This window comes from Jeotgalibacillus alimentarius (assembly GCF_000829445.1).
GTDB classification, from domain to species: Bacteria; Bacillota; Bacilli; order Bacillales; family Jeotgalibacillaceae; genus Jeotgalibacillus; species Jeotgalibacillus alimentarius.
The window spans coordinates 471,584-494,010 of sequence record NZ_JXRQ01000017.1; the positions used below are offsets into that span (position 1 = coordinate 471,584).

The window sequence follows — 22,427 nt, forward strand, 5'->3', positions numbered from 1 at the left end:
TGAAACAGTACATACTACTGATGAGCCCGGATGGTGCATCAGTAAAGGAGGAGTAAATATGTCAATTCTTGATAACTGGCAACAGTGGAAAGACTTCCTTGGGGAAAAAGTGATTACTGCTCAAAAGACCGGTATGGAAAAGGAAAAAATGTCAGAGGTAGCATTTCAGATCGGGGATTATTTAGCTAAAAACGTGGATCCCAAAAATGAGCAGGAAAGAGTGCTTGCTGATCTTTGGAAAGCTGCAGATGAAAATGAACAGCATGTTCTTGCTAATCTGATGATCCGTTTAGCCGGCGGTTCTGTCAGTCATTAACCTTTAAAATTGCCTTCCTGTCGACAAGGGAAGGCAATTTTCTGCTTATTTCGAAGCATTTTTTGTTTTTCCTTTTCTATTCCATGCAAATGCTTTATTATTAACGATATAGATAGGAAAGTTTTTATATTAAGGAGCTGGCACCATGGAGAAAAAGGAATGGTATCTCGAGTATGAAATTCAAAAAAACCGTCCCGGTCTGCTTGGTGATATTTCTTCCCTTTTAGGGATGCTTTCAATCAATATCGTCACGATTAATGGTGTCGATGAGGGTCGCAGAGGTATGCTGCTTCTTGCCCGGAGTGATGAACAGATTGTCAGACTTGAACTGATCCTCAGAACAATGGATACGATCCAGATGACTAAGTTAAGAGAACCGAAACTGCGTGACCGGATGGCAGTCCGTCACGGGAGATATATACAAAGAGATGCGGATGACAAAAAAACGTTCAGGTTTATCCGTGATGAACTCGGCCTGCTGGTTGATTTTATGGCGGAGTTATACAAACAGGATGGCCATAAATTAATTGGGATCCGCGGTCTGCCAAGAGTTGGAAAAACAGAATCCATTGTAGCAGCAAGTGTATGTGCAAATAAAAAATGGCTGTTTGTTTCCTCTACATTATTAAAACAGACTGTGCGTGATAAATTAATTGAAGATGAATACAATGAAAATAATTTGTTTATTATCGATGGGGTTGTATCGACCAGACGTGCATCAGAAAAACACTGGCAATTAGTCCGGGAAATTATGCGGATGCCATCAATAAAAGTAATTGAACACCCTGATATATTTGTTGAGAACAGTGAATATACAATTGAGGACTTCGATTACATTATAGAGCTGAGACATGATCCGGATGAAGAAATTACATATGAATTAATGCACAAGAATACGATGTTCAGCGGATCTGATTTTGGTGATTTTGGGGAATTTGAATTTTAAGTATTGGCAGGTGTAAACATTGACAGAACTAGGAAGCCGTCTCAAAGAAGCGAGAGAGTCAAAAGAGTACTCTTTAGAAGAGCTTCAAGGCTTAACAAAAATACAAAAAAGATATCTCCAGGGAATCGAAGAAGGAGATTATTCAATGATGCCTGGAGCATTTTATGTCAGGGCTTTTATTAAGCAGTATGCTGAAGCTGTCGGTCTTAATGCAGAAGAACTATTTGAGACCTATTCAAAAGACATTCCATCTAACCATGATGACAATGTTCCATCACAGCTTTCGAGAGTCAAAACGAGAGGTCCCAGCAAAAAATCTTCAGCTGCTTTCAGGTTTATACCAACAGCAGTCATGACGATCTTTGTAATCGGAATATTTGTGCTGGCATATTATCTTGTTCAGACATTTATGGCATCAGATGCACAGGAGCCTGCTGAAAACGAAGAAGTACAGCAGGAAGAACCGGTTACTCTCGATCAGCCTGAAGACACTACTGAAGACAGTACTGGCTATGAGGAAAACAGTCCTGAAAGTGATAGTGAAGACCCGGCAGAAGAATCTGATGAAGCTGAACAGCCTCCGGAAGAGCCTGAAACGCCTTCCCTGACAATTGAAAACACAGGTACAGAAGGTGAGACGACTAATTATCAGGTCACTGCTTCTGAAGAATTAACAGTGACAATTAATACGAATACAACCTGGTTAGGTATTACAGATCAGTCAGGCGCACAGCTTGTAGGAGAAGAAATTTCCGGTACGTACACATTTGATGCAGCTGAACTTGACTGGTTCAGAGTGAGAATCGGCAGTGTCCCGGGTACAACTGTGGAAATTAACGGTGAACAAGTTGAGTTCGGTTTAACTGATGTGACGCCTCAGAATATGATATTTCAGGTCCAAAACCCTTCATAATTAAAAAATAGTCATCCTGTGCGATGACTATTTTTTTGATCAGGGTTTGTTTACATAATGAATAAGGAAATGACTAAGTAACAAGAGATTACAGGATATAAGAGGAGAGGTTATATGAATACACCGAATAAAATTACAATATCGAGAATTTTTCTTATTCCGTTATTTATGATTATTATGCTGGTTGATTTTAATTGGGGAGATATTACCCTGCTTGGCGCTGACATGCCAGTTAACCACCTGATTGGAGCACTAATATTTATTTTTGCAGCATCTACTGACTGGGTTGACGGTTATTATGCGAGAAAGTATAACCAGGTGACAAACCTTGGGAAATTTCTTGATCCACTTGCAGATAAACTGCTCGTTTCTGCTGCACTCATTATTCTTGTTGAACTGCAAATGGCCCCATCATGGATTGTAATCCTGATTATCTCACGGGAGTTTGCCATTACAGGACTCAGACTTGTCCTTGCAGGCTCCGGAGAAGTGCATGCTGCTGCCATGCTTGGTAAAATTAAAATGTGGATGCAGATTGTTGCGATTTCTGCTTTGCTGCTTCACAACATATTCTTTACGATGTTTAATATCCCGTTTGACATTATCACGCTCTATATCGCAGCGATCTTTACAGTCTGGTCAGGCGTGGATTACTTTGTTAAAAACTGGGGAGCTTTCCGCGACTCCAAATAAGGAGATGGTTTGATGAATGCAGAAATTATTGCAGTAGGGTCAGAGCTGCTTTTAGGGCAGATTGCTAATACGAATGCTCAGTATATCTCTGCAAGATTTGCAGAGTCAGGTATCAATGTTTATTATCATACGGTTATTGGTGACAACAAAGACCGGCTTTTAAAAACACTTGAAACTGCAGAAAGCCGCTCTGATTTAATTGTGATTACAGGTGGACTCGGTCCCACAAAAGACGATCTGACAAAAGAAACTGCAGCCGCTCATATTGGCTGCAGTCTTTCATATGACGAAAAATCTCTTGAAGCAATAGAACAGTATTATATACAGGTTGGTAAGCCGATGACTGATAACAATAAAAAACAGGCACTTGTATTAGAAGGCAGTCATGTTCTGTTTAACTTTTATGGCATGGCTCCCGGAATGGTTACCAAAAAACAGGGGATCACTTATGTTCTTCTACCGGGTCCTCCGAGAGAAATGAAGCCGATGGTTGCGAATCAGCTGCTTCCATACTTAAATACCAGTAACAGCAACCGTTTAATTTATTCGAAAGTAATGAGGTTTTTCGGAATAGGTGAAGCAGAGCTCGAGTCGCGTATTGAAGATATTCTGGATCAACAGACTAATCCAACGGTAGCGCCTTTAGCTGAAGATGGGGAAGTAACACTCAGAATCACTTCTTCAAGTGCTGATGAAGAAACCGGGCAAAAACTAGTAAATGACATGATTCATAAGCTTGAACAAAGAGTAGGGGAATTCTGCTACGGTTACGACGGTCATAACCTGCTGTATAAAACCTCTGAATTGCTTGACGAAAAAAGTCTGACGATCGCTTCAGCAGAGAGCCTGACAGCAGGCTTATTTTCATCTGAACTCGCAGCAATTCCAGGCGCCAGTCGTTATCTCCTGGGAAGCCTGACAGTCTATAATAATGATATGAAAGAACAAGTTCTTGGGGTGTCCGGATCGCTTCTTGCTCAGTATGGTGCAGTCAGCAGAGCGTGTGCTGAGAGTATGGCAATCAAAGCTCAGGAACGGTTCTCAAGTGATATAGGTATCAGTTTTACCGGTGTCGCCGGCCCTGGTGATAATAATGGTATTGCTGAAGGGACCGTCTGGATCGGTGTCTCATATAAAGAGTCAGTATCCTCCTTTATGGTTACACTGAAAGGTGATCGTAATTTCAAAAGAATCAGAGCTGTGAAACACGGTATGTATGCACTTATTCAGCTTCTGGAGAAAGACGCAGGACCGTTTGTAAGTGAAAATAAATAAGTTTCACGCAGCGGACATGCATGTGTATGCTGTTATAAAAAAATGCGAATAAATGTTCGCTTTTTGCTTGTTATCTGTTCGCAAAAGGAGTATAGTAGAGTTAGGTTATGAGACGTCATCAAAGGCGTCTATATTAAAGGAGGAATTAATGTGAGTGATCGTCAGGCAGCGCTTGATATGGCGCTTAAGCAAATAGAAAAACAGTTCGGAAAAGGTTCTATTATGAAGCTTGGAGAACAGACTGACAGAAGAGTTAACACTGTATCAAGTGGTTCTGTATCTTTAGATGCAGCGCTTGGTGTTGGCGGTTATCCACGTGGCCGTGTCATTGAGATTTACGGTCCTGAAAGTTCAGGGAAAACAACAGTAGCACTGCACGCAATTGCTGAAGTTCAGGCAAATGGCGGCCAGGCTGCTTTTATTGACGCAGAACATGCGCTTGACCCGGTTTATGCACAAAAGCTGGGTGTAAATATAGATGAGCTTCTGTTATCCCAGCCGGATACCGGAGAACAGGCACTTGAGATCGCTGAAGCACTAGTACGAAGCGGAGCAGTCGAAATCGTTATTGTCGATTCAGTGGCTGCACTTGTTCCTAAAGCAGAAATTGAAGGTGAAATGGGTGACTCACATGTTGGGCTTCAGGCGAGACTGATGTCTCAGGCACTCAGAAAACTTTCAGGTGCAATCAGCAAATCGAATACGATTGCAATCTTTATTAACCAGATCCGTGAAAAAGTCGGCGTGATGTTCGGCAGTCCTGAAACAACACCTGGTGGACGTGCGCTCAAATTCTATTCATCTGTACGTCTTGATGTACGCCGTGCTGAAACACTGAAGCAGGGTAATGATATGGTGGGTAACAAAACGCGTATTAAAGTTGTTAAAAATAAAGTTGCACCGCCATTTCGTATTGCAGAAGTTGATATTATGTATGGGGAAGGGATTTCAAAAGAAGGAGAAATCATTGACCTTGGTGCTGAAGCGGATATCGTTCAAAAGAGCGGTTCATGGTATTCGTATGAAGGAGAACGTCTTGGACAGGGAAGAGAAAATGCGAAGCAGTTCCTGAAGGAAAATACAGAACTGCGTCAGCAGATCCTTCTTAAAATCCGTGAGCATCACGGTATGGATCAGGCTCATAAAGTACCTGAGAATGAAGCGGATGAAGCTGTGGCTGATGAATTCAATCTGCTTGATGAAGAGTAAATAGTATGAAAAAAGAGGCAGGAAATCGATTCCTGTCTCTTTTCTTATGAAATCTTATGAGGTAGATTATTCTAGGTTACTTGACAATGAAAATTTGCAGACTTAAAATTAAGATTGTATATTTTTCAATTTTTCTAATTGATTAGTAAATGTCATGAAGTCTTCTGAAGACATTCAGAAGATCCTGAAAAGACAAAGTGTGAAAAGAAAATAGCAAGAGGAGGTGAATACGATGGGAGTACTCGAAATCACCTTCATTTTAGCTGGCATTATCGTAGGTGTGTTTGTTGGTTATTTGATTCACAAATTCATGATGGATGCTAAAGTCGGCGGTGCGAAAGGTACTGTTGAACAAATCCTGTCTAACGGGAAACGCGAAGCAGAAGCACTGAAGAAAGAAGCACTGCTTGAAGCGAAAGATGAAAATCATAAGCTTCGTTCAGAAATTGAAGCAGAACTTCGTGAACGCAGAAATGAGTTGCAAAAGCAGGAAAACCGCCTGATGCAGCGGGAAGAAAATCTGGATCGTAAAGATGACTCGCTAAATAAGCGGGAATCTATGCAGGAACGCAAAGATCAGTCTTTGCATGAAAGACAACAACATATTGAAGAGATGGAAAGCAAAGTGGAGGAGATGGTTCAAAAGCAAGAGCTCGAACTTGAACGTGTATCCGGTCTGACGCGCGAAGAAGCGAAGGCCATTATTCTGGATCAGGTTGAGAAAGAACTGTCACAGGACATTGCAATTATGGTGAAGGAACAGGAAAACCGTGCAAAAGAAGAGTCAGAAAAGAAAGCAAGAGAACTACTTTCACTGGCAATTCAGAGATGTGCGGCAGACCATGTAGCCGAAACCACTGTTTCCGTCGTAAATCTGCCGAATGATGAAATGAAAGGACGCATCATCGGAAGAGAAGGACGAAACATTAGAACGCTCGAAACACTGACAGGAATCGATCTGATTATTGATGATACGCCGGAAGCGGTCATCTTATCAGGATTTGATCCGATCAGAAGAGAAACAGCAAGGATTGCTCTTGAAAAACTTGTTCAGGACGGACGTATTCATCCTGCAAGAATTGAGGAAATGGTTGATAAGGCCAGACGTGAAGTGGATGAGCATATTCGTGAGATTGGTGAACAGACGACATTTGATATCGGTGTTCACGGCCTTCATCCGGATCTGATTAAGATTCTTGGAAGGTTGAAATATCGTACGAGTTACGGTCAGAACGTTCTGAAGCATTCAACCGAGGTTGCATATCTTTCGGGTCTGCTCGCAGCAGAGCTGGGTGAAGACGTAGCACTGGCAAGAAGAGCAGGACTGCTCCATGATATCGGTAAAGCAATCGATCATGAAGTAGAAGGAAGCCACGTTGAAATTGGCGTAGAGCTTGCTACGAAATATAAAGAACATCCTGTTGTCATTAACAGTATTGCTTCACATCACGGCGACTATGAAGCAACATCAGTTATTGCAGTGCTTGTTGCTGCTGCAGATGCTCTATCAGCAGCGCGCCCGGGTGCCAGAAGTGAAACACTTGAGAACTATATCAGACGCCTTGAGCGCCTTGAGGAGATCTCAGAAGGATATGATGGTGTAGAGAAGTCATTTGCGATTCAGGCAGGTAGAGAAATCCGCATCATGGTGCGACCTGAACAGATCGATGACTTAACGGCTCATCGCCTTGCAAGAGATATCCGCAAGCAGATTGAAGAAGAACTTAATTATCCAGGTCACATCAAAGTAACTGTGATCAGGGAAACAAGAGCAGTAGAATACGCAAAATAATAAGTAGCACTGTACCTTTTGGGTACAGTGCTATTTTTTTGAGCGCGTTTATAAATTCCGGTGAAGTTGAAACGCATCTTTAATCGTGCTAAAGTTTAGCTGAATAAAGTAAAAGAAGAAAGAGGCATAACATGAAAATACTTTTTATTGGAGATGTAGTAGGTTCACCCGGAAGAGAAATGGTAGAAGAGTATCTTCCCCAGCTAAAGGAAAGGCATCATCCTGATGTGACGATTGTAAATGGCGAAAATGCTGCTTCAGGCAGAGGCATTACGCAAAAAATTTATGAACAGCTTCTTAGTGCAGGAGCGGATATGATTACATTGGGAAATCATACGTGGGATAATAAGGACCTTTTTAATTTTATAGATAAAGCAGACCAGCTTGTAAGACCTCTAAATTATCCTAAAGGCACGCCCGGCAAAGGAATCCGGACCTTTCAGGCAGGAAGTGCAGAAATTGCTGTTGTGAATGCATTGGGCAGAACATTTATGAACCCGGTGGATGACCCGTTCCCTGTTGTGAGGCAGGCAGTTACAGAAGCGAAAAAACAGACTCCTTTTGTGTTTGTAGATTTTCATGCTGAAGCTACGAGTGAGAAGCAGGCGATGGGGTGGTATCTCGATGGTAAAGCATCTGCAGTCGTTGGAACACATACACATGTGCAGACCGCTGATAACCGTATTCTTCCGGAGGGGACGGCATACTTATCGGATGTAGGAATGACAGGACCATATGATGCAATTCTGGGTATGGAGAGAGAGGCTGTATTAAAAAGATTTGTTACAGGTCTTCCATCACGCTTTGAGGTGCCAAAGACAGGACGCGCGATCTTAAGCGGCTGTCTGATTAGTCTGAACCGAAAAACAGGTCAGGCAGAATCAATTGAACGGATATTAATCAATGAGGACCATCCATTTTAATTGAGTTTCCCGCAATCCGGCATAACTTCCGCTAATACGGAATATAGTGAATGGACACTAGCATACGTTAGCGGTTGAGGAAGGGAGAACTGCAGTTGAATGTATTAAAAGTATCGTCCAAATCGAATCCAAATTCAGTGGCAGGGGCATTAGCAGGAGTGTTAAGAGAAAAAGGATTCGTCGAAGTGCAGGCAATTGGGGCCGGAGCGCTGAATCAGGCAGTAAAAGCAGTAGCGATCTCGCGGGGCTTTGTAGCTCCGTCCGGCATTGATCTGATCTGTATACCTGCTTTTACGGATATTCAGATCGAAGGTGAAGAAAGAACAGCCATTAAATTAATTATTGAACCGCGTTAGATGTAAAGAAGCTGTGGCAGCACTGCCGCAGCTTCTTTTATATACAGTATATATATTATGTAAACTAATGTTCGTTCTTAGGACTGAATTTATCTTCAAGCCTGATTAAAAGGTGTCTCTGTTCATTAAACATGATAGAATGGTCAATGATGAATTTATACATAATGCGTAAGTTTAAGGAGAGATAAAATATGAAGCAGCAGCTTTCCTGGAAAGTAGGCGGACAGCAGGGGGAAGGTATCGAGAGTACCGGAGAAATTTTCTCGATGGCTATGAACCGTCTTGGTTACTTTCTATACGGATACCGTCACTTTTCTTCAAGAATCAAAGGCGGTCATACAAATAATAAAATCAGAGTTAGTACAAAACGTGTAAGAGCGGTAGAAGACCGTCTTGATATATTAGTAGCTTTTGATCAGGAAACAATCGATGTTAATTATCATGAGATGGGAACAGGCGGAATGATTATTGCTGATGCAAAATTTAAGCCTGTTAATCCTGAAGATAGTCAGGCTGAGCTGATTATCGTTCCATTTACTGAAATTGCGTCCGGTCTTGGTACTTCACTGATGAAAAACATGGTTGCAATCGGATCAACATGCGCGATTATGGATCTTCCGGTAGCAGTATTCACAGGCGTATTGCAGGAGACATTCAAAAGAAAAGGGGAAGTCGTCGTTCAGAAAAACATGGAGGCGATTGAAGCGGGCTATGAGACGGCTTCTGAACTGCTTGGTGATAAGAGAGGCTCTCACAAGCTCGATGAAGCTGACGGCATCCAGCGAATGTATATGATCGGCAACGATGCAATTGCACTTGGTGCGATAGCAGCAGGCGCAAGGTTTATGGCAGCATATCCGATTACACCGGCTTCAGAAATTATGGAGTATCTGATTAAAAAACTCCCTGCACTAGGCGGAGCAGTAATTCAGACCGAAGATGAAATCGCTGCTGCAACAATGGCAATCGGTTCTAATTATGCAGGAGTCAGAGCGTTAACGGCTTCAGCAGGTCCCGGTCTTTCACTGATGATGGAGTCAATTGGTCTGTCAGGTATGACAGAGCAGCCGCTAGTGATTATTGATACACAGCGTGGCGGCCCATCTACTGGCCTGCCTACAAAGCAGGAACAATCTGACCTCATGCAGATGATCTATGGCTCACATGGTGATATTCCGAAAATTGTACTTGCCCCAAGTACTGCTGAAGAGGCATTCTATGACACGATTGACGCATTCAATCTTGCAGAAACGTATCAGTGTCCTGTTATTGTGTTATCTGATCTGCAGCTTTCATTAGGAAAACAGTCTGTAGATCCGCTGAATTACGCTAAAGTTCAAATCGGCCGCGGTAAACTCGTTTCAGATGAAAGTGAACTTGATGAACTTGAACCAAAACAATATTTCAAGCGCTATGAGTTGACTGAAGATGGTGTCTCAAAGCGTGTCCTGCCAGGGATGAAAAACGGTATTCATCACGTTACAGGTGTAGAGCACGATGAGACAGGTAAACCGTCTGAATCCTCTTTAAACCGTCAGATGCAAATGGACAAACGGATGAGAAAACTTGAGCATGTGGAACTTCATAAAGCGGTGGATATTGATAACGCACATCACGGTGAAGCAGATGTGCTGTTAATCGGTTTCAATTCTACGAGAGGTGCTCTAGAAGAGGCACAGCAAAGACTTGAAGCAGACGGTCTCAAGGTTAATCATGCTCATATCAGGCTGATGCACCCGTTCCCGGCTGATAAGTTACTGCCTTTAATGGAGAATGCGAAAAAAGTCGTGGTAGCTGAACATAACGCCACAGGACAGCTTGCATCACTGATTAAAATGAATGTTGGAATGGCTGCAAAAATTCACAGCTTAAAAAAATATGACGGCACACCATTTCTGCCATCTGAGATTGAGCTGTTAACGAAGGAGCTGATATAAATGGTTACATTTAAAGATTTCAGAAATAATGTAAAACCAAATTGGTGCCCGGGCTGCGGCGATTTCTCAGTGCAGGCAGCGATACAGCGCGCTTCAGCGAATGTAGGGCTGACACCTGAAAATCTTGCAGTCATATCCGGAATCGGTTGCTCGGGGCGTATCTCAGGATATATTAACTCTTATGGTTTCCACAGTATCCACGGCCGCGCGCTGCCGCTGGCGCAGGGAGTGAAAATGGGTAACAGAGATCTGACAGTTATTGCTTCAGGCGGTGATGGTGATGGTTTTGCTATTGGATTAGGCCATACAATTCACGCAATCAGAAGAAACATTGATATGACTTACATTGTGATGGATAATCAGATTTACGGGTTAACTAAAGGACAGACCTCCCCAAGGTCTTCTGCAGGCTTTAAAACAAAGTCAACCCCTAAAGGCGCAATTGAGCCATCCATAAACCCGATGGAAATGGCATTGACATCCGGTGCAACTTTTGTAGCCCAGGGTTTTTCATCTGATCTGAAAGAGCTGACAAGTCTGATCGAACAGGGGCTCAACCATAAAGGGTTCTCACTGATCAACGTATTCAGCCCTTGTGTTACTTATAATAAGGTAAATACGTATGACTGGTTTAAAGAGAATCTGGTGAAACTTTCAAGTGTTGAAGGTTATGATCACAGTAATAAGGAATCAGCTATGCAGATGCTAATGCAACATGATGGCCTTGTAACCGGCCTGATCTATCAGGATGCTGAACAGCCGTCTTATCAGGAGCTGATTGACGGGTATGATGAAAAACCGTTAAGTAAGCAGAATCTGAATTTAGAAGAGGATTATTTCAATCATCTGGTGAAGGAATTTATGTAAACTTTTAAGCGCACGCACATGCAGCGTGCGCTTTTTATCACGTTAATTCACTTAATTGAGTCAATTTGGCGACAACAGTAAGGAGAATGTTGTCAGCCGGTGACTTACCATTTATACTTAGATAACATGGGTTTTTTACATGAATATTAAGGTCCTGATACCCACATCGGGTTTTAAAAGTATTCAGGGTCATTCAGATAGAAAGGGGACATTTCAGATGAATGAAGAGCAGCGACTTGCCAGTCAAGAGGCTACTCAGACATCTCATGGACAGAAAAAGGAAAAAGACTACAGTCAATACTTCCAGACTGTCTACAGCCCGCCATCATTAAAAGATGCCAAAAGACGCGGTAAAGAAGATGTGAACTATCATGAAGATTTTAAAATAGATGAAAAACTTCAGGGGATGGGTAATGGCAGGAAATTCTATATACGCACATACGGCTGTCAGATGAATGAGCATGATACTGAGGTTATGGCAGGAATCTTCCTCCAGCTTGGTTATGAAGCAACAGATACAACAGAAGATGCAGACGTCATTTTACTGAATACGTGCGCGATTCGTGAAAACGCTGAAAATAAAGTATTTGGTGAAATAGGTCATCTGAAACCGCTGAAACTTGAAAAGCCTGATTTACTGATCGGTGTTTGCGGATGTATGTCCCAGGAAGAATCAGTTGTTAATAAAATACTTAAAACCCACCCGCATATTGATATGATTTTCGGTACTCATAATATTCACAGACTCCCTAACATTCTGAATGAAGCATATATGAGTAAAGAAATGGTCATTGAAGTATGGTCCAAGGAAGGAGACGTCATTGAAAACCTTCCTAAAGTAAGAAAAGGTACCATCAAGGGATGGGTTAATATCATGTACGGTTGTGATAAGTTCTGTACCTATTGTATTGTTCCATATACGAGAGGAAAAGAGCGCAGCAGGCGACCTGAAGATATTATTCAGGAAGTCAGACACCTCGCTGCACAGGGATACCAGGAGATTACACTGCTTGGCCAGAACGTAAATGCGTATGGAAAAGATTTAAAGGATATGGATTACGGGCTTGGTCAGCTGATGGATGAACTCCGTAAAATTGATATTCCAAGAATCAGATTTACAACAAGTCACCCAAGAGACTTTGACGATTATCTGATTGAAGTACTTGCAAAAGGCGGGAATCTGGTTGAGCATATCCATTTACCGGTGCAGCACGGGTCTTCAGAAGTTCTGAAATTAATGGCAAGAAAATATACACGGGAACAATTCCTGACGCTTGTAGCTAAAATCAGGAACGCGATTCCCGGTGCTGTATTAACGACTGACATTATTGTCGGCTTCCCGAATGAAACAGAAGCGCAATTTGAAGAAACATTATCACTTTATAAAGAAGTGGGTTTTGAAACGGCCTTTACTTATATTTATTCACCGCGTGAAGGTACACCTGCAGCGCGCATGAAAGATAATGTACCAATGGAAGTTAAAAAAGAGCGTTTGCAGCGATTGAATAATTTAGTAAATGAAATGTCTTTAAAAGCGATGAAAAATCTTGAAGGACAAACAATGGAAGTACTTGTAGAAGGGGAAAGCAGAAAAAACCCTGAAGTACTTTCCGGCTACACAAGAACGAGTAAACTTGTCAACTTCAAGGGTCCAAAGCGTATTGTCGGAAACAGAGTCATGGTGAAAATAACAGATGCTAAAACCTGGAGCCTAAACGGTGAATTGGTCACAGCAGAAGAACCAGCAGGGGTGAATGTATAATGGAAAAGAAATATACAAAAAAAGAAATTATCGCAAAAGCGAAAGATCTTGCACAAATGATTACAGAGACTGAAGAAGTGGATTTCTTTAAGCGTGCGGAAGCTCAGATTCAGGAAAACCAGAAAATCAGAGAGAAAATTGCAAGCTTAAGAAGTCTTCAGAAACAGGCAGTCAACTTTCAGCACTATGGTAAGCATGAAGCACTTAAGATGATCGAAGCAAAGATTGAAAAAGTTGAAAAAGAAATTGATGAGATTCCAATTGTTCAGGAATTTAAACAGTCACAGACTGAAGTGAATGATCTTCTGCAGATGGTCGCTAACACGGTATCTAATACTGTAACCGATGAGATTATCCGACAGACTGGTGGAGATGTACTAAAAGGTGAAACAGGTGCCCAGGTTCAAAATGGTGCAGGCGGCAGCTGTTCATAATAGTAAATAGCGGCAGGGACATCAATTCTCTGCTGCTTTTTTTGATTATTTGTTCAGAAAATTGACAATGATCATAATATTTGATAAAAATGAGATATGGCTTAAAGAAAGCCATTATTTTAACTGTAAAAATGTAAGCGATTACAAAAAAGGAGGGCAGCGGTTTTTCATTAGTGAAGAAAGCTGAAAAAACAGGGGGAATAATCATGACATATGCAAATCCGAATACTGATGGTTCATTAGTAAACTTTAAAGATAAATATGAGAATTACATAGGAGGGGAGTGGGTTGCTCCGGTTAAGGGGCAGTATTTTGAAAATCCATCTCCTGTAGACGGGAAAGTTTTCTGTCAGGTGGCAAGGTCAACTGAAGAAGATATTGAAAAAGCGCTGGATGCTGCACATTCTGCTAAAGATGCATGGGGTAAAACTTCAGTTACTGAAAGATCAGTCATCTTAAATAAAATTGCTGATCGTATGGAAGAAAACCTTGAGATGCTTGCAGTAGCTGAAACGTGGGAAAATGGTAAAGCCGTTCGGGAAACGCTTAATGCCGATCTACCTCTCGCGATTGATCACTTCAGATATTTTGCAGGTGTCATTCGTGCGCAGGAGGGTACGCTTGGTGAGATTGATCATGATACTGTGGCATATCACTTTCATGAGCCGCTTGGGGTAGTAGGTCAGATTATTCCATGGAACTTCCCGCTTCTAATGGCAGTATGGAAACTTGCTCCAGCACTTGCTGCAGGTAACTGTGTAGTGTTAAAACCAGCTGAACAAACGCCATCATCTATTCTGGTATTGATGGAACTTGTAGGAGATCTTCTTCCTAAGGGTGTTGTAAATATCGTAAATGGATTTGGGCTTGAAGCAGGTAAACCGCTGGCTTCAAGTAAACGTATTGCAAAGATTGCATTTACAGGTGAAACGACTACCGGCAGAATGATTATGGAATATGCTTCACAGAACCTGATTCCTGTAACGCTTGAACTTGGCGGTAAATCACCAAACATTTTCTTTAAGGATATTATGGATCAGGATGATGAATTCGTTGACAAGGCAGTTGAAGGATTACTCATGTTTGCTTTGAACCAGGGTGAAGTTTGTACATGTCCTTCGAGGGCGCTGGTTCATGAAGATATTTATGATGCATTTATGGAAAGAGTAGTAAAGAGAGTTAAAGAAATTAATACCGGTAACCCACTCGACCCTAATACAATGATGGGCGCACAGGCTTCAACAGAACAGATGGAAAAAATTCAGTCATATCTTCAAATCGGTAAAGATGAAGGGGCTGAACTGGTCACTGGAGGAGATATTAATAAAAAAGAAGGAGAATTTGCTGAAGGGTATTATATTCAGCCGACAATCTTCAAAGGGACAAATGATATGAGAATCTTCCAGGAAGAAATTTTTGGACCTGTTCTATCTGTAACAACATTTAAAGACGATGAAGAAGCGATGAGAATTGCGAATGATACGCTTTACGGTCTGGGTGCAGGCATCTGGACGCGTAATGTAAATACAGCCTACAGATTCGGCAGAGGCATCCAGGCAGGACGTGTGTGGACAAACTGTTACCACCAATATCCTGCGCACGCTGCATTTGGCGGTTATAAAATGTCAGGTATCGGCCGTGAAAATCATAAAATGATGCTTGATCATTATCAGCAGACAAAAAATATGCTTGTCAGCTACAGCCCGAAAAAACTAGGATTCTTTTAAAATTGGTAGCCGGGATCACTCAAAAGTGGTCCCGGCTTTTATAATGATATTTAATTTAACAACCCTTAAGCGGCTTACGATAGTTTAAAGAAACACCAGCAGGGTAATAATGGGTAAATCGAATATTAGGAGGATTCATATGGAACATCACTTACAGGCATATTTTAAAACAGAAAGCGATGCGGAATCAGCTCTGGCATCCCTGCAAAGGTGTCCAATCAGAGATCCAAGAATTGATGCTATACCTGATACAGATCGCAACCCATTCCTTTTACCAGCTCTAAGCTTCAGCTCAAGCTCAGCACCTCAAACTGGAGTAATAACTGATCGTGACGTAATTAGCGAAGCGGACTCCTCTGAGACTTTTCATTACTTAATCGAGTTTTATGTAAATGAAAGTGACAGAGAAGAAGTGTTATCAGTTTTAAGCAAAACAGAAGCTCACTTAGACAAAGAAGCATATGAAAAAATTATAAATAATTAAGTAAAGCTCCAATAACAACGTTGTTATTGGAGCTTTACTGTGTAATTGAGCATGAATCCGGGAGACAGGTTTACATAATTATTTTCCTGTTGATTTAGAAAGTTGTACACTTCATTTGCTGTTCTCTCAGCCAGTTTATGAATATGCAAACCGAAAAGTGAAACAGGGGAGGTGGAATTCATCAGCTCATCATACCCCACAATAGACAAATCTTCAGGTACTTTAAGTCCGAGTGCGTTTGTAACTAGAAGATTTAGTTCAGCAATTTTTCCTGACGTGCATACAACCGCATCCGGCATCATATGATCGAGTATAGATCTCATAGATGAGAAGAACTCATCTGTGTTGTAGCTGATGCGCTGATGATGTATAGAAAGCGTCTGATTGCCGGATTTTGATGCGACGTTTTTTAATTCACGGTATAGCCAGTCTGAATCAGAATACTCACTTACAACCAGTACAGTCTGATGTCCGGTTTTGAATAAGAGGTTAGCTGCTTTTGCAGCTGCTTCTTTTTTTAATGAGTGATGGTTTGACTCCCCATTATATTTGAAAGCATGGATATTACATTCAATTCCACTGAAATGCATTTCATGTTGATCGATAGTAATGACCGCTGCTGCTTTTAACCGGGTGAACAACTCTTTAGCATCATCAAAACCTGATGCTGAAATACACGGAAGAAATCCTCTGTTTTTCAGCTGACGACTGATTTCCTGACTATATTCAGCATATTCCGGTCTGCTGATATCCGGACAATAGATCCCTACTGAATTAGATTTACCGGTAGCAAGAATCTTAGCAGCCGTATTAACTTCGTAGCCCATTTCCCTGGCGATGCTAATGATCATCTGTTTTGTTGGTTCTTTGACAAGCGGACTATCATTCAAAGCTTTAGAAACAGTTGAGAAACTGACGTTAGCCGCTTTTGCAATATCTTTTATAGTGACTGTCACTATAACACCACCCCTAAAATAATAACGTTATTATTAATTTCATTATACAAGTAAAAGGGGTGAACAACAATCAGCATAAAATTAAAGTATAAATAACAACGTTGTTATTTATATGAATCCGGGTGATTGACACATGTTTTTAGGTGTGTGCATAAGATAAGTGAGAAACGAAAGGAGGCCGCTTTTGTGACTGAATATCGTGAAATTATTACGAAGTCTGTAGTGGCAAAGGGAAGAAAGTATGTGAAAGCAAAGCATATCGTACAGCCGCCTCATAAGCCTTCGAGTATTCTTGGGTGCTGGATTATCAACCATAAATATGCGGCTAAAAAATCCGGGGATAAAGTAGAGGTGAAAGGGTCATATGAGTTAAACGTCTGGTATTCACATCATCACAATACGAAAACTTCAGTCATTATTGAAAGTGTGACCTATCAGGATGATATCAGTCTCAGGTATCGCGATAAGGACATAAGAGATGACCATGAAGTAATTGCGAGAGTACTTCAGCAGCCTAATTGTCTTGAAGCTGAGATTGATGAGCACGGGCAGCATATTATCGTCCATGCTGAACGTGAGATTGCAGCTGAATGTGTGGGAGAGACAAAAGTATGCGTTGCTTTCAGCAGAGATCAGCTCGATGATGATTGGGATGACTATGAAATCGATGAAGGGCTCGAACATATTAATACGAAAGTTTACGGTAATGAATAGGACACTGTCTCCGGGCAGTGTTTTTTTAATTTTCCAGCTGGTTTTCTCTGACTGTAATTGAAGTGAAAAGAATGGATTTGTGCTATACTTTCTCCTATAAAAAGTTATGAACGGAGAGAACAGTTTTGACGAAGTATACACCTATGATGCAACAGTATTTAAGAATTAAAGCAGAGGTGCCTGATGCTTTTTTGTTCTTCAGGCTTGGTGATTTTTATGAAATGTTCTTCGAGGATGCCTTAAAAGCATCTAAAGAGCTTGAAATTACTCTGACAGCAAGAGGCGGGGGACCGGAGGAAAAAATTCCGATGTGCGGTGTGCCTTACCATTCAGCCGCTGCATACATAGAAAAGCTTGTTGAAAGGGGTTATAAAGTTGCTTTATGTGAGCAGACTGAAGATCCCAAACAGGCTAAGGGCGTTGTGAAACGGGAAATTGTTCAAATGATTACACCCGGCACAGCGGTCAATGCAATAGAGGAAAAAGAGAATCATTTTCTCGGAGCAGCGGTTGAATGTCCGGACGGGCGTTACAGTATTGCTTATCTTGACTTGTCTACAGGAGAGTCTAAAGCGGCAGTAGTAGCGGGTGAAGACCTGTTGATTCAGGAGATGGCATTGATCAAGGCGAAAGAATTAATTTTCCCTTCGACAGTCAGCGATTCATTCATCAAAACGTTCAAAGATCGTGGACATACAGCAATTTCTAAAGTGAGTGCAGAGGCTCTGAACTTTGACGAATCCCTTCTTGAGAATCTGCAGGGTCAGGATATAAAAGAAGGGATCAGTCTGCTTCTTCATTACACGACAGATACACAAAAAAGGTCATTAGATCACCTGCAGCTGACGGAACCGTATGAAGTCAGTTCTTACCTTCAAATTGATCCAAATTCCAAGCGTAATCTCGAGTTGACTGAGAACAGCAGAAGCGGTGCAAAAAAAGGGTCTCTGGTCTGGCTGCTTGATGAAACTGTAACAGCAATGGGCAGCAGGCAGCTGAAATCATGGGTTGAGCGGCCTCTTATTAACCGGAGTGAAATTTATGAAAGACTGTCGCTGGTTGAAAGTCTGAAACATCATTTCTTTGAAAGAGAATCACTCAGGGAACAGCTGCAACATGTGTATGATCTTGAGAGACTTGCCGGCAGGGTTTCATTCGGCTCAGTCAGTCCAAGAGATCTTCTGCAGCTGAAAAGATCGCTTCAACAGGTGCCATTTATAAAAGATAAGCTGCGGGAAATACCAGACGCGGGATTAAATAAGCGGGGAGAAGCAATGGATGCCTGCGTTGATATTGCAGATCTGCTGCATGCGTCCATTGATGAGCAGGCACCGATTACAATTAAAGACGGAAATTTTATTAAAGACGGTTATTCTGCTGAACTTGATGAATATAAAGATGCAAGTAGAAACGGGAAAAAGTGGATTGCTGAACTGGAGCAGAAAGAAAAAGCGCTGACAGGCATCAAATCGCTTAAAATCGGTTATAACAGGATATTTGGCTATTATATCGAAGTGACAAAAGCGAACCTTACTGCTTTAGATGATGATCGCTATGAGAGACGGCAGACACTCGCGAACGCGGAACGCTTTATAACACCTGAGCTGAAAGAAAAAGAGACGCTTATTTTACAGGCGGAGGAAAAGTCAGTTGAACTTGAGCATCGTATTTTTCAAACAGTCAGGGATCTGGTGAAAAAAGAAATTCCGCGTATCCAGAAGCTTGCAAAAGATATTAGTGAAATTGATGTGCTGCAGGCGTTTGCTTATGTGAGTGAAAAGAGACATTATACAAAACCTGTATTTTCAGACCATCAATTACTCAATATTCATGAAGGAAGGCATCCGGTTATTGAAAAAGTAATGGATATCAATGAATATGTGCCTAATTCATGTGTGATGGATGAATCGCGTTCCATGCTGCTGATTACGGGGCCGAATATGTCCGGGAAAAGCACCTATATGCGTCAGGTGGCACTGATTGCCGTGATGGCGCAGATCGGCTGTTTCGTACCGGCTGATCGTGCGGAGCTTCCTGTTTTTGATAGAATCTTTACGAGAATAGGGGCTGCGGATGATCTTGTAAGCGGACAAAGTACGTTTATGGTCGAAATGCTTGAAGCGAAACATGCGCTTGATCATGCAACCAAAAACAGTCTGATCTTATTTGATGAGATTGGACGGGGAACCTCGACTTACGACGGGATGTCACTTGCGCAGGCAATTATTGAATATGTACATGATTCAATTGGAGCTAAAACGCTTTTCTCCACGCATTATCATGAGCTGGTTGAACTGTCATCAAAGCTTGATAAATTAAAAAATGTTCATGTTGCAGCTGCTGAACAGGATGGAAAAGTGATTTTTCTTCATAAAGTGAAAGAAGGACCCGCTGATAAAAGTTACGGTATTCATGTAGCTGAACTGGCTGAACTTCCACATACATTGATTCAGCGTGCGAATGAACTGCTATCAGAATTCGAAGCTGAAAAGCACCATGCAGATGAAGGGCAGCTAACACTGTTTGAACTGCCCGAAAAGTCCAATCAGGATGACAGAAAAATACTGAAAGACATTCAGAAAATTAATGTACTTGAAATGACACCTATGGAAGCAATGAATGAACTTTATAAGCTTCAGAAAAAAGCGGGAAAACTGTTAGCAAAATCATAAAAGGAGGGGCAGACCATGGGAAATATTCAGCAGCTTGATGAATTTCTGGCCAATAAAATTGCTGCCGGAGAAGTGGTGGAGCGTCCTGCTTCAGTTGTAAAAGAGCTCATGGAAAACGCCATTGATGCCCATTCAACCATCATTGATATTGACCTTACAGAAGCAGGCCTCTCTAAAATCAGAATGAAAGATAATGGAGATGGAATATTAGAAGAAGATCTTCTTAAAGCTTTTTCAAGGCATGCCACGAGTAAAATTAAAAACGAACATGACCTTTTCAGAATTAAAACGCTTGGCTTTAGAGGTGAGGCGCTTCCGAGTATCGCCTCAGTTGCTAAAGTGGAAATCACTTCTTCAACAGGCGATCGTGGCACAAAAGCAGTCATACACGGCGGTAAGTGTATCAGTCAGGAAGCATCCGCTGCCAGAAAAGGTACGGATATTAAAGTAGAGGAATTATTCTACAATACACCTGCACGCCTGAAATATATGAAAACCATTAATACTGAGCTCGGCAATATTACTGATATTGTTAACCGGCTAGCGCTTTCTCACCCTGAGATTTCGATCAGGCTTATTCATAACGGCAAGACGCTTCTTCACACAAATGGCCAGGGTGACGTGAGGCAAGTGTTATCTGCCATCTATGGGTTACAGACTGTAAAGAAGATGATTCCTTTTGAAGGGGAGTCACTCGACTTTAAGATATCGGGATGGGCGGCATATCCTGAAGTGACACGTGCTTCAAAGAGTTATATCTCTCTTCTCGTGAACGGCAGGTATATAAAAAATTACGGGCTAACGCAGGCTGTGCTTGAGGGGTACAGAACGCTTCTTCCGATCGGAAGGTTTCCTGTCATTCTGTTGTCAGTGGAAATGGACCCTCTTTTAGTGGATGTGAACGTTCATCCATCAAAACAGGAAGTAAGGTTCAGTAAAGAAAAAGAGTTACAGCATGTTATTGCTGAAACGCTGAAACGCTCATTCCGTAATGAAACGTTAATTCCAAGCGGGGTTAGTGAAAAGAAAGAACCGAAAAGAGTTTCTGAACAGACTTCTTTTGACTGGGCGGCACCGGTTACAAAACCTTCAGCCAGTCATAAAGAGCCTGAAACGGTTAGAGAAGCCAGCGCTGAAATGACTGATGTGAAAGCACCGGAGGAACAGCTCTTTGACGAGCGGGAAGCAGCAGCCCCTGACCCGTCTGAGATTAAAGAAGTTGAAAAAGCAATTGAACCTGAAAGAAAAAGAATACCGGATATGTCTGTCATTGGACAGGCTCATGGCACTTATATTATCTGTCAAAGTGATGATGGACTCTATATGATAGACCAGCATGCGGCACAGGAAAGAATCAAGTATGAATATTTCAGGGAAAAGCTTGCTGAAGATCATCATGAGATGCAGGATCTGCTGGTGCCTATTACGTTTGACTTCCCGCCGGATCAATTCCTCAAGATTAAAGAAGATATTCATCTGCTTTATCAATCGGGAATTGAAGCGGAAGAATTCGGGGGTAACAGTTTAATTGTAAGGTCGCATCCGGTTTGGTTTCCGAAGGGTGAAGAAAGCGGAATTATTGAAGACATGATTGAGCAGATTCTGACTGACAAAAAGATAGACCGGTATAAATTAAGAGAAGAAGCTGCGATTTTAATGAGTTGTAAAAAGTTTATTAAAGCAAATCACTATTTAACTCAAAAAGATATGGAATCACTGATCAGTCAGCTTTCTGAATGTAATGACCCTTTCACTTGCCCACACGGCAGACCGGTTGTGATTCATTTTTCATCCTATGAGATGGAAAAAATGTTTAAACGGGTGATGTGAATCAAAATTGTAAAGGATGTGCCCCATGGAAATAAGTGATCAGAAAATACTTCCGGCGATCCATTCGATGAAGGATTTTGACAAAATGCTGAAATATTCATTCGAATATGGTGTTTTTCTGGACCTTCACGTCGGTATGCTGAAGAGCGTTTTTGCGTATGCCAATCAGCATGATAAAAAAATGTTTCTGCATATGGATTTAATTCAGGGTTTATCCAATGATGAATATGCAGCTGAATATATTTGTCAGACAGTGAAGCCCTATGGAATTATTTCCACCAGAAAAAATGTCATAAAAAGAGCGCGGGAACTTAATGTTAAAGCGATTCAGCGGACTTTCGTCATTGATTCTAATGCGTTTAAAAGAAGTGTTGAGCAGATCAGACACTCTGATCCGGATTACATTGAACTGCTTCCTGGTGTGATTCCTAAAATGATTGAGAGACTGAAAGAAGAGACGGGTAAACCGATTATTGCCGGAGGATTAATTGATCATCACGATGAAGTATTTTCAGCCTTGGATGCCGGTGCGAGTGCGATTACCACCTCATCAAAAGAGTTATGGTCATATTTTGGGAAATAGTTTGACAGCGTTTTCAATATCTGATAATATCGTTTACA

The 22,427-nt window shown here is 41.6% G+C and carries 20 protein-coding genes; 19 read left to right on the top strand and 1 reads right to left on the bottom strand.

Features of this window, described 5'->3' with window-relative positions:
- Positions 1 to 58 precede the first annotated feature (58 nt).
- From KP77_RS09525 to KP77_RS09595, 15 genes are all read left to right on the top strand, one after another.
- Positions 59 to 316 (top strand): DUF3243 domain-containing protein, encoded by a 258-nt coding sequence (locus KP77_RS09525; protein ID WP_041122457.1) that lies wholly within the window; start codon positions 59 to 61, stop codon positions 314 to 316.
- A gap of 145 nt (positions 317 to 461) precedes the next feature.
- Positions 462 to 1,262: a DUF3388 domain-containing protein gene (locus tag KP77_RS09530; protein WP_041122458.1), complete on the top strand. Its 801-nt coding sequence runs from the start codon at positions 462 to 464 to the stop codon at positions 1,260 to 1,262.
- Positions 1,263 to 1,281: 19 nt separating this feature from the next.
- On the top strand, positions 1,282 to 2,175 hold the full coding sequence (locus tag KP77_RS09535) for a helix-turn-helix domain-containing protein (protein ID WP_041122459.1): 894 nt from the start codon (positions 1,282 to 1,284) through the stop codon (positions 2,173 to 2,175).
- 114 nt (positions 2,176 to 2,289) lie between these two features.
- On the top strand, positions 2,290 to 2,868 hold the full coding sequence (pgsA, locus tag KP77_RS09540; protein WP_041122460.1) for a CDP-diacylglycerol--glycerol-3-phosphate 3-phosphatidyltransferase: 579 nt from the start codon (positions 2,290 to 2,292) through the stop codon (positions 2,866 to 2,868).
- A 12-nt stretch (positions 2,869 to 2,880) separates the two neighbouring features.
- Positions 2,881 to 4,143 carry a competence/damage-inducible protein A gene (locus KP77_RS09545; RefSeq protein WP_041122461.1) on the top strand — a complete coding sequence of 421 codons (1,263 nt, stop codon included), beginning with the start codon at positions 2,881 to 2,883 and terminating at the stop codon, positions 4,141 to 4,143.
- Positions 4,144 to 4,293: 150 nt separating this feature from the next.
- Positions 4,294 to 5,352 (top strand): recombinase RecA, encoded by a 1,059-nt coding sequence (recA, locus tag KP77_RS09550; RefSeq protein WP_041122462.1) that lies wholly within the window; start codon positions 4,294 to 4,296, stop codon positions 5,350 to 5,352.
- A 232-nt stretch (positions 5,353 to 5,584) separates the two neighbouring features.
- Complete coding sequence (gene rny, locus KP77_RS09555; protein ID WP_041122463.1) at positions 5,585 to 7,144, top strand: ribonuclease Y; 1,560 nt, start codon at positions 5,585 to 5,587, stop codon at positions 7,142 to 7,144.
- 131 nt (positions 7,145 to 7,275) lie between these two features.
- Positions 7,276 to 8,067, top strand: coding sequence for a TIGR00282 family metallophosphoesterase (locus tag KP77_RS09560; RefSeq protein WP_041122464.1), 792 nt, complete (start codon positions 7,276 to 7,278; stop codon positions 8,065 to 8,067).
- 95 nt (positions 8,068 to 8,162) lie between these two features.
- Entirely contained in the window at positions 8,163 to 8,423 is a 261-nt protein-coding gene (locus KP77_RS09565) for a stage V sporulation protein S (protein WP_041122465.1), read from the top strand.
- 191 nt (positions 8,424 to 8,614) lie between these two features.
- Positions 8,615 to 10,360, top strand: coding sequence for a 2-oxoacid:acceptor oxidoreductase subunit alpha (locus tag KP77_RS09570; RefSeq protein ID WP_041122466.1), 1,746 nt, complete (start codon positions 8,615 to 8,617; stop codon positions 10,358 to 10,360).
- On the top strand, positions 10,361 to 11,227 hold the full coding sequence (locus KP77_RS09575) for a 2-oxoacid:ferredoxin oxidoreductase subunit beta (protein ID WP_041122467.1): 867 nt from the start codon (positions 10,361 to 10,363) through the stop codon (positions 11,225 to 11,227).
- Positions 11,228 to 11,444: 217 nt separating this feature from the next.
- Entirely contained in the window at positions 11,445 to 12,989 is a 1,545-nt protein-coding gene (miaB, locus tag KP77_RS09580) for a tRNA (N6-isopentenyl adenosine(37)-C2)-methylthiotransferase MiaB (RefSeq protein ID WP_041122468.1), read from the top strand.
- Complete coding sequence (locus KP77_RS09585; RefSeq protein ID WP_041122469.1) at positions 12,989 to 13,423, top strand: RicAFT regulatory complex protein RicA family protein; 435 nt, start codon at positions 12,989 to 12,991, stop codon at positions 13,421 to 13,423. The genes miaB and KP77_RS09585 overlap by 1 nt, the downstream gene beginning before the upstream one ends.
- Before the next feature lie 206 nt (positions 13,424 to 13,629).
- Positions 13,630 to 15,150: an aldehyde dehydrogenase gene (gene adh / locus KP77_RS09590; protein ID WP_041122470.1), complete on the top strand. Its 1,521-nt coding sequence runs from the start codon at positions 13,630 to 13,632 to the stop codon at positions 15,148 to 15,150.
- A 139-nt stretch (positions 15,151 to 15,289) separates the two neighbouring features.
- Complete coding sequence (locus KP77_RS09595) at positions 15,290 to 15,634, top strand: hypothetical protein (protein WP_041122471.1); 345 nt, start codon at positions 15,290 to 15,292, stop codon at positions 15,632 to 15,634.
- Positions 15,635 to 15,657: 23 nt separating this feature from the next.
- Here the strand turns inward: KP77_RS09595 and KP77_RS17555 are convergent, their stop codons facing one another.
- Positions 15,658 to 16,590 (bottom strand): LacI family DNA-binding transcriptional regulator, encoded by a 933-nt coding sequence (locus tag KP77_RS17555; RefSeq protein WP_052474053.1) that lies wholly within the window; start codon positions 16,588 to 16,590, stop codon positions 15,658 to 15,660.
- A gap of 186 nt (positions 16,591 to 16,776) precedes the next feature.
- Here KP77_RS17555 and cotE point away from each other — a divergent pair, with 186 nt between their 5' ends.
- From cotE to KP77_RS09620, 4 genes are all read left to right on the top strand, one after another.
- Positions 16,777 to 17,304, top strand: coding sequence for an outer spore coat protein CotE (gene cotE / locus KP77_RS09605; RefSeq protein WP_041122472.1), 528 nt, complete (start codon positions 16,777 to 16,779; stop codon positions 17,302 to 17,304).
- A gap of 125 nt (positions 17,305 to 17,429) precedes the next feature.
- Complete coding sequence (gene mutS, locus KP77_RS09610; protein ID WP_041122473.1) at positions 17,430 to 19,976, top strand: DNA mismatch repair protein MutS; 2,547 nt, start codon at positions 17,430 to 17,432, stop codon at positions 19,974 to 19,976.
- 15 nt (positions 19,977 to 19,991) lie between these two features.
- Positions 19,992 to 21,806 carry a DNA mismatch repair endonuclease MutL gene (gene mutL / locus KP77_RS09615; RefSeq protein ID WP_041122474.1) on the top strand — a complete coding sequence of 605 codons (1,815 nt, stop codon included), beginning with the start codon at positions 19,992 to 19,994 and terminating at the stop codon, positions 21,804 to 21,806.
- Between the two features lie 31 nt (positions 21,807 to 21,837).
- Positions 21,838 to 22,389, top strand: a complete 552-nt coding sequence (locus tag KP77_RS09620; RefSeq protein ID WP_041122551.1) for a glycerol-3-phosphate responsive antiterminator — start codon at positions 21,838 to 21,840, stop codon at positions 22,387 to 22,389.
- The last annotated feature ends 38 nt before the right edge of the window (positions 22,390 to 22,427 follow it).

What these genes read in the sequence shown, in the direction of transcription:
- KP77_RS09525 (WP_041122457.1), top strand. Translation starts at nt 59, where the DNA reads ATGTCAATTCTTGATAACTGGCAACAGTGGAAAGACTTCCTTGGGGAA.
- KP77_RS09530 (WP_041122458.1), top strand. Translation starts at nt 462, where the DNA reads ATGGAGAAAAAGGAATGGTATCTCGAGTATGAAATTCAAAAAAACCGT.
- pgsA (WP_041122460.1), top strand. Translation starts at nt 2,290, where the DNA reads ATGAATACACCGAATAAAATTACAATATCGAGAATTTTTCTTATTCCG.
- KP77_RS09545 (WP_041122461.1), top strand. Translation starts at nt 2,881, where the DNA reads ATGAATGCAGAAATTATTGCAGTAGGGTCAGAGCTGCTTTTAGGGCAG.
- rny (WP_041122463.1), top strand. Translation starts at nt 5,585, where the DNA reads ATGGGAGTACTCGAAATCACCTTCATTTTAGCTGGCATTATCGTAGGT.
- KP77_RS09560 (WP_041122464.1), top strand. Translation starts at nt 7,276, where the DNA reads ATGAAAATACTTTTTATTGGAGATGTAGTAGGTTCACCCGGAAGAGAA.
- KP77_RS09570 (WP_041122466.1), top strand. Translation starts at nt 8,615, where the DNA reads ATGAAGCAGCAGCTTTCCTGGAAAGTAGGCGGACAGCAGGGGGAAGGT.
- KP77_RS09575 (WP_041122467.1), top strand. Translation starts at nt 10,361, where the DNA reads ATGGTTACATTTAAAGATTTCAGAAATAATGTAAAACCAAATTGGTGC.
- miaB (WP_041122468.1), top strand. Translation starts at nt 11,445, where the DNA reads ATGAATGAAGAGCAGCGACTTGCCAGTCAAGAGGCTACTCAGACATCT.
- KP77_RS09585 (WP_041122469.1), top strand. Translation starts at nt 12,989, where the DNA reads ATGGAAAAGAAATATACAAAAAAAGAAATTATCGCAAAAGCGAAAGAT.
- adh (WP_041122470.1), top strand. Translation starts at nt 13,630, where the DNA reads ATGACATATGCAAATCCGAATACTGATGGTTCATTAGTAAACTTTAAA.
- KP77_RS09595 (WP_041122471.1), top strand. Translation starts at nt 15,290, where the DNA reads ATGGAACATCACTTACAGGCATATTTTAAAACAGAAAGCGATGCGGAA.
- mutL (WP_041122474.1), top strand. Translation starts at nt 19,992, where the DNA reads ATGGGAAATATTCAGCAGCTTGATGAATTTCTGGCCAATAAAATTGCT.